Source organism: Parachlamydia acanthamoebae, from assembly GCF_000875975.1.
GTDB lineage: Bacteria > Chlamydiota > Chlamydiia > Chlamydiales > Parachlamydiaceae > Parachlamydia > Parachlamydia acanthamoebae.
In genome coordinates, this window is the sequence record NZ_BAWW01000007.1 from 48190 (window position 1) to 59576 (window position 11387).

Annotated in this window: 13 protein-coding genes; 9 read left to right on the forward strand and 4 right to left on the reverse strand. The window is 37.7% G+C overall.

Features of this window, described 5'->3' with window-relative positions; all coding sequences use genetic code 11:
* The first annotated feature begins 13 nt into the window (after positions 1-13).
* The gene (locus AOM43_RS03685; RefSeq protein WP_013924727.1) at positions 14-1090 is read left to right on the forward strand and encodes a hypothetical protein; all 1077 of its coding nucleotides are present in this window, start codon (positions 14-16) and stop codon (positions 1088-1090) included.
* 29 nt (positions 1091-1119) lie between these two features.
* Here the strand turns inward: AOM43_RS03685 and AOM43_RS03690 are convergent, their stop codons facing one another.
* Complete coding sequence (locus tag AOM43_RS03690; RefSeq protein ID WP_013924726.1) at positions 1120-1866, reverse strand: adenylate kinase; 747 nt, start codon at positions 1864-1866, stop codon at positions 1120-1122.
* Between the two features lie 149 nt (positions 1867-2015).
* Here AOM43_RS03690 and AOM43_RS03695 point away from each other — a divergent pair, with 149 nt between their 5' ends.
* Both AOM43_RS03695 and AOM43_RS03700 read left to right on the forward strand, forming a co-directional pair.
* Positions 2016-3692, forward strand: a complete 1677-nt coding sequence (locus AOM43_RS03695; protein ID WP_059359104.1) for a hypothetical protein — start codon at positions 2016-2018, stop codon at positions 3690-3692.
* Between the two features lie 69 nt (positions 3693-3761).
* Positions 3762-4505 (forward strand): hypothetical protein, encoded by a 744-nt coding sequence (locus AOM43_RS03700; protein WP_059359106.1) that lies wholly within the window; start codon positions 3762-3764, stop codon positions 4503-4505.
* On the opposite strand, the gene AOM43_RS03705 is transcribed toward AOM43_RS03700, so the two are convergent.
* Genes AOM43_RS03705 through AOM43_RS03715 form a run of 3 tightly spaced genes read right to left on the reverse strand, consistent with a single transcriptional unit; the run spans position 4502 to position 5939 of the window.
* A complete protein-coding gene (locus AOM43_RS03705; RefSeq protein ID WP_059359108.1) occupies positions 4502-4738 on the reverse strand; it encodes a hypothetical protein in 237 nt (78 codons plus the stop codon). The two genes, AOM43_RS03700 and AOM43_RS03705, sit on opposite strands and share 4 nt — an antisense overlap.
* Positions 4719-5249, reverse strand: a complete 531-nt coding sequence (tadA, locus tag AOM43_RS03710; RefSeq protein WP_059359111.1) for a tRNA adenosine(34) deaminase TadA — start codon at positions 5247-5249, stop codon at positions 4719-4721. The genes AOM43_RS03705 and tadA overlap by 20 nt, the downstream gene beginning before the upstream one ends.
* Before the next feature lie 6 nt (positions 5250-5255).
* The gene (locus tag AOM43_RS03715) at positions 5256-5939 is read right to left on the reverse strand and encodes a hypothetical protein (RefSeq protein WP_006341621.1); all 684 of its coding nucleotides are present in this window, start codon (positions 5937-5939) and stop codon (positions 5256-5258) included.
* Positions 5940-6013: 74 nt separating this feature from the next.
* Here AOM43_RS03715 and AOM43_RS03720 point away from each other — a divergent pair, with 74 nt between their 5' ends.
* From AOM43_RS03720 to AOM43_RS03735, 6 genes are all read left to right on the forward strand, one after another.
* Complete coding sequence (locus AOM43_RS03720; RefSeq protein WP_006341622.1) at positions 6014-6268, forward strand: hypothetical protein; 255 nt, start codon at positions 6014-6016, stop codon at positions 6266-6268.
* A 121-nt stretch (positions 6269-6389) separates the two neighbouring features.
* Positions 6390-8828: a tetratricopeptide repeat protein gene (locus AOM43_RS03725; protein ID WP_059359113.1), complete on the forward strand. Its 2439-nt coding sequence runs from the start codon at positions 6390-6392 to the stop codon at positions 8826-8828.
* Between the two features lie 157 nt (positions 8829-8985).
* A complete protein-coding gene (locus tag AOM43_RS13500) occupies positions 8986-9159 on the forward strand; it encodes a hypothetical protein (RefSeq protein ID WP_006341624.1) in 174 nt (57 codons plus the stop codon).
* Between the two features lie 35 nt (positions 9160-9194).
* Positions 9195-9356 (forward strand): small basic protein, encoded by a 162-nt coding sequence (locus AOM43_RS12955; RefSeq protein ID WP_006341625.1) that lies wholly within the window; start codon positions 9195-9197, stop codon positions 9354-9356.
* 170 nt (positions 9357-9526) lie between these two features.
* The gene (gene ybeY / locus AOM43_RS03730) at positions 9527-9985 is read left to right on the forward strand and encodes an rRNA maturation RNase YbeY (protein ID WP_006341626.1); all 459 of its coding nucleotides are present in this window, start codon (positions 9527-9529) and stop codon (positions 9983-9985) included.
* A gap of 16 nt (positions 9986-10001) precedes the next feature.
* Positions 10002-11357, forward strand: a complete 1356-nt coding sequence (locus tag AOM43_RS03735; protein ID WP_006341627.1) for a hemolysin family protein — start codon at positions 10002-10004, stop codon at positions 11355-11357.
* Positions 11358-11387: the final 30 nt, after the last annotated feature.

Sequence of the window (11387 nt, forward strand, 5' to 3'; positions counted from 1 at the left end):
AGGGAGGGATCTAATGACTTTCGAGAAGGTTGACCATACATTGGAAGAACATGTGCAAAAACTGATCGCATCTGATGAAAGTCATTTGACTCAACAGGCTTCTCATCTAACCTCCCAAGAATTGATCTATGCACTCTCTTTGCTAGGGGAAGGAAAAGAGGAATTTTGGAAACAAAAAACAAGAGCTCTAATCAATGGCCTATTCAGTCGCCAAAGTTTGGAACAAGCAGGACACGCTTTAAATGTAGAACAACTCCTAGACTTATTTCAACATCGACAGATTTTGGAGACGAAGGAGCTGTGGAAAATATCTCCTATCATTGTGGGAATTCGCCCCTCTGTTTTTCGAGAACTTTTAACAAAAGCTACTCCGCATGAATTACAGATATTCAAACAAGAAGGCATGACTGAGCCTGTCCAGCACCACATTACACTTTTAACCCAAGATCTTCTTTACGAAATTGACGATCTGCTGAGCCATTCCTTTCATTTGGAAATGGAAATTAATTCTTTAGATGTTTCGGCTGCTTCAGATGACCTTAATGCATTTATCGACCGCATTCAAAGAACCTCCCAAAAATTTCAAGGTTTTTTAAATTTATTAAATGCGCTTCTAGAAATAACCTGGAATACTTCGCGTATCGATTTAATTGAAAAACTAACTTTTGCTAAGACCTCAATCCAAAAAGTAATAAATCAGCTAGGTCAACCGGGAGATGACAACGCCCCCCAAACTGGCCTATTTGCTAAAGTCGTTCATCATTTCGAGAACATCTTTAAACCAGAACATGCGTTAATCACTTTAGAAAATTTTGATGAAGATATCCCCGTTTTGGAAGCTTTAACAAAATTTTCTATGTGGTATGTGGTGGATTATTGGGAATTAGGACTATTGCCTAACGTTAAGCAACGAGAACAATTAAACCTCGATCCCACAATCTATTCCGAAAAAGAATGTCTGGATTATCGGGAACAGCTTTTAAAAGAGATTTCGCAAAATTTAGAAAATAAGGGCTTAAGAACTGTGCGCGATCTCAAAAAGCATCGCATTTTTTCAAAAAAAGCCCTATTGGATTATCTGCATAGCTAATATTGATTAGCTATGCAGCGCTAGAGAACCTACTGTGATTTCAAAGTATTGACATGATTCATAAGATCAGCAAAAACTTGCTCAGGAGATCTTTCCCCATTTACTGGAATCAAGACGTTTCTTTTCTGATAAAACTCCACCAACGGAGCAGTTTGCTCATGGTAGACTTTTAATCTTTGTTGAACAACATTGGGATCGTCATCTGACCGACGAACAAGCTCGCCGCCACATATATCACAAATGCCCTCTTGCTTAGGGGGAGAAAAATAGCGATTAAAAATATGCCCGCCTTTAGTGCAAGTTAAGCGGCCTTCGGCTCTTTTAACAATCACTTCATCTGGAACTTCTAAGTTAAACACCACCATGCGCTCATTCGCTTTTAGCTGCTTTTCAAGAGTTTCAGCTTGAGCAATTGTGCGGGGAAAGCCATCTAATAAAACACCTTGTGCACTGTCCGGCTGGGAAATGCGCTCAAATAAAATTTCCATTACCAATTCATCAGGCACTAATTTTCCCGCTTGGATATATCCCTTTGCTTTTTCCCCCAAAGACGTTTCTTTTTTGATGTGTTCACGCAAAAGATCCCCTGTGGAAATATGGGGAATATGCAATTTTTGTGAAAGTTGCACGGCCTGAGTTCCTTTGCCTGAGCCGGGCGGCCCCAAAAGAATCCAAATGGTTCTGCCGGCTTGCACAGGTGGCACGGTTTGTGCGAGTGCTGTAAGAGGAATAAGAGAGATCATAAGAGAATAAAATCCTACCAAAAACATGTTCATAATTGTTGTCCTAAACTTTATACGTATACGCTAGTTAGGGGTCTTTAAAGAAAGATAATTTAAAGGATTTATGTGAATAAACTCAATGTTAATTCTTGGCATTATTATTGCTGCTTCTAATATGAGTTTTCTCTACAAGGAGACCCTGCATGCACCCTCTTTCTAGAGTCCCACAAAAAATCATCCCTACGGATAAAATTGCTTTCACCCAAAAACTTGACGGTCAATGGATCGCTTCCCAAAAAGGCGTTATGGGTGGTCGCTCAATTAAAATTGATCTAAACCTTAAGGATAAGCCTTCTCAAAAAAAAATTAAAGAATTAATGAAGCAGGCTTTTAAAGAAGGCAGTTCCCTAGCCCGACAAATAACCAATGAGGAGACCTCGGTCCAATATTCTTTAAAGAAGTATCCTATCGACATCTGTTTGACGATTGAGGGCCCGGCAATTCTAGCTCCCCCATATACAGCAGCAAAAATTCAAGATAGAAACGAAGGATTGCTCGCTCATCTTTATGCAAGATTCACTGGGGTCTTCAAATCATTCTTAGCTTCTTCTGATGGCAACGTCGCTTTAAGCGCAGGCCATCTGTCAAAGGGTGCCCATCCTTCAGAACCCGTCAAAATTGTACAAAATCTCATCGACAGCGAAATGCTTGATCTTCAGCTTCATTCCAATGCCCCCTCCAATTTCTTTGAGGCTCATAGTCAATATAATAAAGATATCTCCTTACTCCACCACCTCTTTAGTTTCCCATATAAAAAAAATCTGAGCCGGATGGATCGCCTAAAAGAGCATGAATGTGTGCTCTTTTCCATGCCAGGCGATGGGCATATGATGATGGCGATGGCCATTAAACAAAATGATGGACTTTTTACATTTTATCTCGCCAATTCTGGGCTAAAAGCTGACCATTATCACCATAAAAAATACAATGCAAGGGACGAGCGTATCTATCAACAAGTCTATGTAATAGAAGATATTCCCAAGGAAAATCTTAAAGATTTCATTAAATTTTACTTAAAAAGCAAAAATTCGAAGAGGGATCGCATTGTAAAAATGTACGAAGAAATGCAGAGATTGGGTGTGTCAAAAAACGTGGACGACTCTCGCTTTTGGAATACAGCTCAAGTAGGTGGATCTTGTGCGGGAGACGCAGAAAAAGCCATGCTCAGAGCAGTCCTGTCAAAAGAAAGCTACAGCAAGCTCAAAGTATACCTCGATACACACAACGCATTCAAGCTATATAAACTCATTTCCTCAAAAACGCAAACGAGCTATTCGACTAAGGTCAGCTTATTAGAAATAGTCAAGATTCTTCAGTCAAAAAAACTCAATCAAGAAATGGGGGATGCTTTAGAACAGATCAAACAAAAAACAGAAAAACAAATACACAAATCTAAAGCCCTTCACCTCCCATCAAAATTGAAAAAAATCATCTTTAAAGATTATGCCAATTTGGCACCCCCCTTCAAAGAACCTGATGATCTATTAAAACGCGTCTGTTTTCTGATTGCCGATGGAAAATATAATGAGGCTCATGCCATCATTTTACAACTTTATAGCCTACCTTTTGTTGAAGAAGCCAATGAATCTGAAAGGCAAGTTGTTCGAAATATTATGGCTCTTTATAAACATGATACGGTCAGAAGTCGTGAACTCCTTAATCTTTACTATGGTTTATCTAAAGTCATCGTAAATAGAGCGATCTATCTCGATGAAGAGGAATATGCCCTGGATCAAAGTATTGGATATGACTACACTCATGCAAAAATTCAGAAATTTTACCCTGAAGATCCCTGGGTTTTCTCAAATTCTAATAAATAACCTCGACTTAAATTTAATTTATATATATAATTTAGCAAGTTAATAAATTAAAATGCGAGATTATTTATAATGGAAAATAACTATTGCAACCACGTTGATTTTAAAAATCAAACAAATCCTAATTTATTCCATTTTTTCACAAAACAAAACATATCCACACATTTTACTACCAAACATTATCCAGAACTTAGCCATTTCCGTAGTAAACTCGATCACAATCGCTGTTCCTTCCAATTTCAACCTTATACAGTTCGCAAAAAAGCTGTTATTCGCTATAAAGCAACCTTTTTAACCCTTGGAGCGATCTTTTTCGTCTTAGCAAATGTCACCTTCTTTAAAACACTGACTTGGTCTTACGATTTACTTTTTGGCACATGTAATTTTTTTAAAGGATTTATTTGCTCTACGGCAGGTCTCCTTTCAATTATCGCTTTTAGCATGGGCTTCCTTATGCGCACAGAAAAAGAAACGATTCTTTATCAACTTTCGAAGGCAAAACAGCGCTTAAATGGAATGTATTTAAAAAAGAAAATAGAATTTGGAATTAAACACTTTTTCTCAGTAGAAGAAGAGCATTTGCGCCGTTCCATGTCTTTGAAACAGGCTTACCAAGAAACATATCGGAAAATTTTGGAATCTAAGGACGAAGCTCTTTTCCTGTCAGAAAAAATTGCAGTCGATCCCGATCTCACAGGAGAACAAAAAGAAAACTTATTTAACCAAACGGCTTTAGAGTTTATTCAACAAACAGACAGTGTCATCGAACAATTTCAAATGCTCAAACCACCCAAAGCTGTGGAAAAAACAAGCTAATTCGAAATCTCTTTTTTTAAAGCAGAAAGGGCAATGCGTGAGGATTGCAGTCCCGCTAATTGCCCTTCTTCGTATCGAAAATGGGGATTTACTTCCAGATCTGGAAAATCATTAGGCTGCAGGATATCATCACTCGTCAGTCCATCTACAAGCTGTCGTCCCTGTGCAAGTAGACACTTTTGCTGATACTCAATCATTTCATCTAAACAATTCTCAATCTGTTTCCAAATCACTTTGTAATGTCCCGTTGATTTTCGTATTTTCCTGCCTGCGTATTTGAAAAAATTGTTTCATCAATAAAGCACATGGATCTTTTAAGATACCACTTTTCACTTTAATTTGATGGGTTGGATGTGGAATATTTAACAGATTTACCCAACTTCCATTTGCCCCGTGACGAATATCAGGAGCGCCCCAAATCAACTCTTCTACACGGGAAAGCAGCATAGCTCCGGCACACATAGCACAAGGTTCAATCGTACAATATAGCTTGCACTGACTCAAACGCCAGTTGGACAGTGCCGCCTCTCCTGCTGTAATGCACAACACTTCAGCATGTGCTGTTGCATCATGCAGCAATTCCACTTGATTATAACCCCTAGCAATGATCTTTCCTTCGTGAACCAAAATAGCTCCCACAGGAACCTCTTTTGCTTGAAAAGCTTTCCACGCTTGTTTTAGCGCTTCAAGCATAAACTTTTCATCTTCATCTTGGGGAATAATTGCAAATGGAAAAGCTGACATAAAATCTTATTGCCCACCTAACTTACGTTGCAAAGCAGAAATCTGTTTTTTTAGGGATTCCACATCATGCACATATTTCTTTTGCATACCGCTCAATTTCTTTTCATACTTGTCTTGCATACGCGCCATTTGCTGCTCGTAGAAACCTTTAATAGCCTCAAGAGAACGCTCTTGCTTATCTAATTCTTGTTGTTTAAGGGTTTGGTCAATATGCTGATCTGCTTTTTTCCGGAGATCTTCATAAACAATCTGTGGGAAAACAACTGAATTTAAAATAGAAAACACATACGTACGAAATGAACCAAATTGATTTAACGCATCATCTAAGATTTCTTTCGATTGCTCTGGAGACAATTCTTGAATGTCTTGAAAATTAGGATTAATTTGATTAAGTTTGCCTTCAAAAAACTCATAAAGTTCAGCATTTCGCATTAACCAACGATTTGCAATAAACTCCGCAATTTCTTCCGCTCTTTCAGGCTCCACTTCCTCAATTGCTTGCGAATAAGCTGAAACGAAATCTTCTACTGTTAATTTATTGAAATTTTTTGATGCAAAATAACGTTTAAAAAATTCCCAATCGTTTTTTAGGTGGTCATTTTTGAGATCTTTTTTCAAAGGCTCAATAATTTGAGGCATCCAATTTTTTAAGATCGCAAATTTTTCCTTATATGTGGTATCTCTAAGCATAGTTTTTCCCTTTTAATATAGAGTTGCAAAAGACAAAACTTTAGCAAGTCAACCAGCAAAAAGCAAGTGGAGATATGGAAGATCAGCACGAACACCCCTTTTACGGTCAAGACATCTATCGCCAAAAAGAGCAGCTATACATCAAAAAACTCCTCAAAAAATATAGACATGAAAAAGTCTCAGATGAACTTAAAAAGAAAGTTTGGGAAGAATTGCAAATGGAGAAATATAAAGGAAATATCACCATTCCTTTTAAAGTCGTGACCCATTTAGACCCCACAGGACTTTTTCCCGAGTATATTGATGTCATTTTAGATACAAAAGTCTAAAATTATCGTAGTCTTCTTTGTTTTCTTTTCCTCAAAATTTTTATAGTTAGTATTAGAAAACTATAAAAATATTGGTTATCCATGCTATAATAAAGCCTATAAAATATATTAAGGGTTTATTATGTCGATTCACTTTACTCCTAGCTATAAAGACGGAAGATTATTTTTTGAGACAGAAGCTGATAAAAAGGGAATAAAAACTAACAGTTTCTTGCAAGCGGTTATAAAAAATATATTCAAAAAAATAGGAATTGGAAAAGGAACACTTACCGTCAAATCCCCAGATTCAAACCAATCATGGAAACTAAATAAAAATAGCGCAATTAAATGGATAAAAAATAATAACTCTGATATCAAACAATTAGAAAAATTAGATAATAATTCTCTGATTGAGAAAATCGCCTTTATTTGCGCAAGGAAATTAGCAACTCATGAAGATAAAGAATCCTTAGTAAAAGCTCTCGGCTATTTCAAAAAAGAAGCCAATCAAGCGGATAATGAAGAAATCCAAAATTTTCTGAAAATGGTGGTAGAAAAACTGGCCGAAATGAAAGACCCAGAAGCCTTAGCCATGTTAGGTAATTTTTATGCACAAGGAACCCATGGATACACCCAATCTGATGAAAGCGCTTTAAAGTACCTCACTCAAGTGATGGAAAAAGAAGGGGATGAAGCGAAAAAACTAGCCATTCCAGGTCTCCAAAAATTAGCTGAGAAAAAAGTTCCAACTGCATTAAAGATGATGGGGCAATTTTATATTGAAGGTGACTATGGAGTTGAAAAATCTGAAGCAAAAGCTCTGGAATACTTAACCGAAGCTTTGAAAGCAGAAGATACTCCCCTCCAAAAATCGGTCGCACAGGATATCGAAAAGCTGGCCAATACAGGAAACATTGAAGCCACATTAATTCTAGGTCAATTTTATCAAAAAAAAGAATTCAATCTCAAAGCTATCAAGTTTTTTAAACAGGCAGCTGAAAAAGATAACATTGAAGCCCAATATAGACTTGCGCAAAGCTATCTGGACGAAGAGGATTTAAAAAATGCTTCCTATTGGCTTTCGAAAGCTGCTCAGTCCGGGCACATATTAGCTCAGCATGAGCTAGGTTCTAGCTATGAAGAAAAGAAAGATTTTGCCAACGCTTTTCAATGGTTTTTAAAAGCTGCAAAACAAGGCCATTCAAAGTCACAAGTCAAAATTGGAGGGATGTATTACGAGGGCCACGGTGTCGAACAAAATTACCCCATGGCAGAAAAGTATTTCCTAGAGGTGACAAAAAAAGAAGACTCCCTATCTCCACAGGATAAATCCAGTGTTCAAAAAGCTTTTCATCACTTAGGCATAATGCATGAGGAAGGAAGTAGTACCACCCCATCACTTGAAAACGCCTATGCTTGTTACGAAAAAGGAGGACACAATTCCCTCTTAAAGGCAATAGAAGTTGCCCTTCCGATTGGCAAAACAGCTCTTTTGAATGGTGATCTTGCTAAAGCGCATCAATTTCTTTCAGTTGCGGTAAGAAACGGCAACCCTGAAGCCGAATATTATATGGGCCTTCTCTTTTTTAAAAAACATGATTTCAAACAAAGCATCTCATTTCTCAAGAAGGCCACAGAAAAAAATCAACTGGATGCTCAATATCTACTTGGACGCATTCTTTTACAAGGCGAACAACCCAGAGCAGCTTTGAAGCTGTTTTTAAAAGCTGCCAAAAGCAACCATGTCCCCTCAAAATTCTACGTTGGAAAACTTCTGCTTAGAACTAAATCTAATATTGATTCTTTAAGATGGCTTTTAGAATTTGAGAAAGAAAGCGAAAATCTTGAAGGATCTGACCAAAACCTAAGGGGTGAGGCTCAATTTTTAATTGCAAATATTTACGAAAGTCGCCCCAGCACTCAATCACAGGCCATAGAATGGTATCAAAAAGCTGCGGAATCAAAATACGCCAGAGCTGAATATAAATTGGGATTGCTTCACGAATTAGGTTTTGAAGGTTTAGAAAAATCCGAGGCCCTCGCTTTTGAATGGTATGCAAAATCGGCAGGACAAGGCTATCATCGCGCAATCTATAGCATGGGTCGCATATATGAGCACGGAATCAATGGACAGGAGCATTCCTATAATAAAGCATATCGATTTTATCAATTAGCAGCTGCAGCGGGAAACCCAGACGCCCTAAACATCTTAAAAAATTTAGAGGCTTGGATACGTCAGGGCTTACTTCAATCTAAAAAAGTGTTTTTGGAATCGATGCAAATAACCGATGAAAATATCTCATTTAAACAATTAAATCGTATCTATAAGACTAAAAACTTACAAAACCACCCCGACAGGAAGAAAAACACTGATACACAACAAATGAGTGATATCAATCAAGCTAGAGATCTTTTTGTAAAAAAGATTAACACACTTTTAAGACTAGCGAAAAATCCCGAATCCTTTAAAGATGAGGGCGAAGTTGATTCTGAGGGAAAACTTGTTTTCTCAGATGAGCCTTTTGGGGGGAAATTACTGGATATGGCCGATCGAGCTCTTCAGGGTCTACCCATTGAATAGACACCTCTTATAAAAGGAGTCATTAAACATAGAATTTAAAGACGCAAAACTCTCACAATTACCCTAAAAAGCTTGTGTCATTTAAGAAAGAAAAGGCTTGCCTACTTTAGGTATTTTGCAGTATAGTAATTGCAGTCAATGTATTTAGGAGAAAAAAATGGTTCGAATTAGTAAGCAACAAGAAAGACGCTCTCGTTTTCCTCGAAAGCACCGACCTCCCCAAGAAAAAACAGGTCCATTAAAAGATCGTTTAGCTTTAGGTTTTAAAGAACACGCTAATGCTCTCGAAGGAGATGTTGCAAAAACGGCGTTCATTCCTAAAATTAAGTAATTTTCTAATTTGAATATTCAACTGTAAGGTTTTTTATGTCTAGACACCCAAGCTTCGGCAGTTCAAGCAAAGCAGCCACTAAGCGTAACGTTCTGAAACGATTTGAAAGAATCGATGTTTTGCGTAAATTAGGCCGCTGGAAAGATGGTGAAAATAAACGTGTTACGGGTCTTCCCAAAACACTTATTCAGCAATAATTTTCATTTTCAAGTCTCCATGATAATTAAACCCAACGCTGTTGGGTTTAATTTTTTTCGTGCTCGCCCGATTTTATTCTATTTAATTCCCTTACTACCAATAAAATATTTGAGAACAATTCTCAACATCAGATAACATAACATTTTGATAATCACCTGCGGTAAAAAGCGTGAAGATACGTATCACTGATCAACAAAAAGTTCTCAAACTTCCCAAAACCTCTATCAAAAAAATTGTTCAAGAGGTTATACACCTGGAAAATGAGCTGTGCCACGAAGTCATCATCCACTTCATTTCAGACAAAAAAATGCGTGAATTGCATGCACAATATTTCAATGACCCCTCTCCAACGGACTGCATCTCCTTTCCCCTCGACGGCCCCGAAGAAACTCATTACAGAGTTTTGGGAGAAATTTTTGTCTGCCCAGAAACAGCCGTCAAATACACTGAACAGCATGGGGGAGATCCGTATACCGAAACAGCTCTGTATACAATCCACGGCCTTTTGCACCTTATGGGATATGACGACATAAAAAAAACGGACCAAAAAGCAATGAGAGCCGCAGAAAAAAAACATCTCGAGCATCTTGCTGCACTAGGCTTACTGTTAACATCTATTCAAAAGTGATTTCTTAGGAGGAATCTTGTCCATTGCCATTACTTTAACTCTCTCGTTGATTTTTTTAGCCGGAGCTTTTTTTTTAACCGCTTTAAATAGCGCATTGAGACGCATTCACAAAAGTAATAGCGAGTTCGAAGCCATCTCTTCTCATTTTTTCTATCAACGCTTCCATGAATATGCGTTTCCTAAACAACATGAAGATGCGTTGTTTTTTGCTGTGACAAGCGCTCAAAATCTATGCCGCTTTTGCTATGCTTTTTCAATCCTCCTTTTCATTTTGGAAGCGTTCCCACAAAGCTTTCTCTCTTTATTTACCGGAAACTTTTCTCTTTTTGCACTTGCTTGGATTATTCCTCTTGTTTTTTTGTTTTTGTTTTTTTCCTTTCTGATCACAGATTATCTTCCACGCATATTAGGCAACCGCTTCCCTCACTCTATGTTTCATCTTAGCGCTTTTGTATCTTCGATTTTTCTCTTTCTCGCATTCCCCATTTCATATGTCTTTTTAAAATTTTCTGAGAGACTATCCCGCACGGTGTATTTTAATCATTTACAAGAGCCCGCCACCAAAGCAAAACAAGAAATCATTCAACTCATTGAAGAATCACAAGTGAGCCCCTCTCTCGATTTAGAAGATAAAAAATTGATTGAATCTGTTTTAGAATTTAAGGAACGCATCGCCAGAGAAGTCATGGTGCCACGTGTTAATATTTTTAGCCTGCCCGTTGACACCACCATTAAAGATGCCATTAAGCTTTTGGAAAAAGAAGGATACAGCCGCATCCCCGTCTATCGCAATACAGTGGATAACATTGTAGGAGTCCTCATGTATAAAGACTTAATGGCTAAATATATGGAGTATGAACAAAACAACAAAAATCAAAATATCCTTGACGCTCCTATTGAAACCATTCAAAAAAATGTCCTATACTCACCGGAAACAAAAAAAATCTCTGCGCTATTACAAGAATTTCGAAAAAAACAAGTCCACTTAGCCATTATCGTTGACGAATACGGCGGAACAGAGGGAATTGTCACCATTGAGGATATTCTTGAAGAGATCGTGGGTGATATTGCCGATGAATACGACGATGAAGAAGAGCTATTCATCCCCCAGCCAGATGGATCCTGGATTATCGACGCGCGCATGAGCATCCTTGACATTGATGAGCAATTAGATATTAAAATTCCTCAAGAAGGAGAATACGATACGATCGGTGGCTATATTTTTCATTGCGCCGGATCTATTCCTTCAAAAGGATTTATCATTCATCGCGATAATTTTGAAATTGAGATTCTGCAATCCAATGATCGATGCGTCGAAAAAGTCAAATTGCGTCCTATCCCTCATTTTAAAGATATTTCCTCTACTACATAAACATCATGACTTGGCGTTACAGGCTTGCCG

What these genes read in the sequence shown, in the direction of transcription:
- AOM43_RS03685 (WP_013924727.1), top strand. Translation starts at nt 14, where the DNA reads ATGACTTTCGAGAAGGTTGACCATACATTGGAAGAACATGTGCAAAAA.
- AOM43_RS03690 (WP_013924726.1), bottom strand. Translation starts at nt 1,866, where the DNA reads ATGAACATGTTTTTGGTAGGATTTTATTCTCTTATGATCTCTCTTATT.
- AOM43_RS03695 (WP_059359104.1), top strand. Translation starts at nt 2,016, where the DNA reads ATGCACCCTCTTTCTAGAGTCCCACAAAAAATCATCCCTACGGATAAA.
- AOM43_RS03700 (WP_059359106.1), top strand. Translation starts at nt 3,762, where the DNA reads ATGGAAAATAACTATTGCAACCACGTTGATTTTAAAAATCAAACAAAT.
- tadA (WP_059359111.1), bottom strand. Translation starts at nt 5,249, where the DNA reads ATGTCAGCTTTTCCATTTGCAATTATTCCCCAAGATGAAGATGAAAAG.
- AOM43_RS03715 (WP_006341621.1), bottom strand. Translation starts at nt 5,939, where the DNA reads ATGCTTAGAGATACCACATATAAGGAAAAATTTGCGATCTTAAAAAAT.
- AOM43_RS03720 (WP_006341622.1), top strand. Translation starts at nt 6,014, where the DNA reads ATGGAAGATCAGCACGAACACCCCTTTTACGGTCAAGACATCTATCGC.
- AOM43_RS03725 (WP_059359113.1), top strand. Translation starts at nt 6,390, where the DNA reads ATGTCGATTCACTTTACTCCTAGCTATAAAGACGGAAGATTATTTTTT.
- AOM43_RS13500 (WP_006341624.1), top strand. Translation starts at nt 8,986, where the DNA reads ATGGTTCGAATTAGTAAGCAACAAGAAAGACGCTCTCGTTTTCCTCGA.
- AOM43_RS12955 (WP_006341625.1), top strand. Translation starts at nt 9,195, where the DNA reads ATGTCTAGACACCCAAGCTTCGGCAGTTCAAGCAAAGCAGCCACTAAG.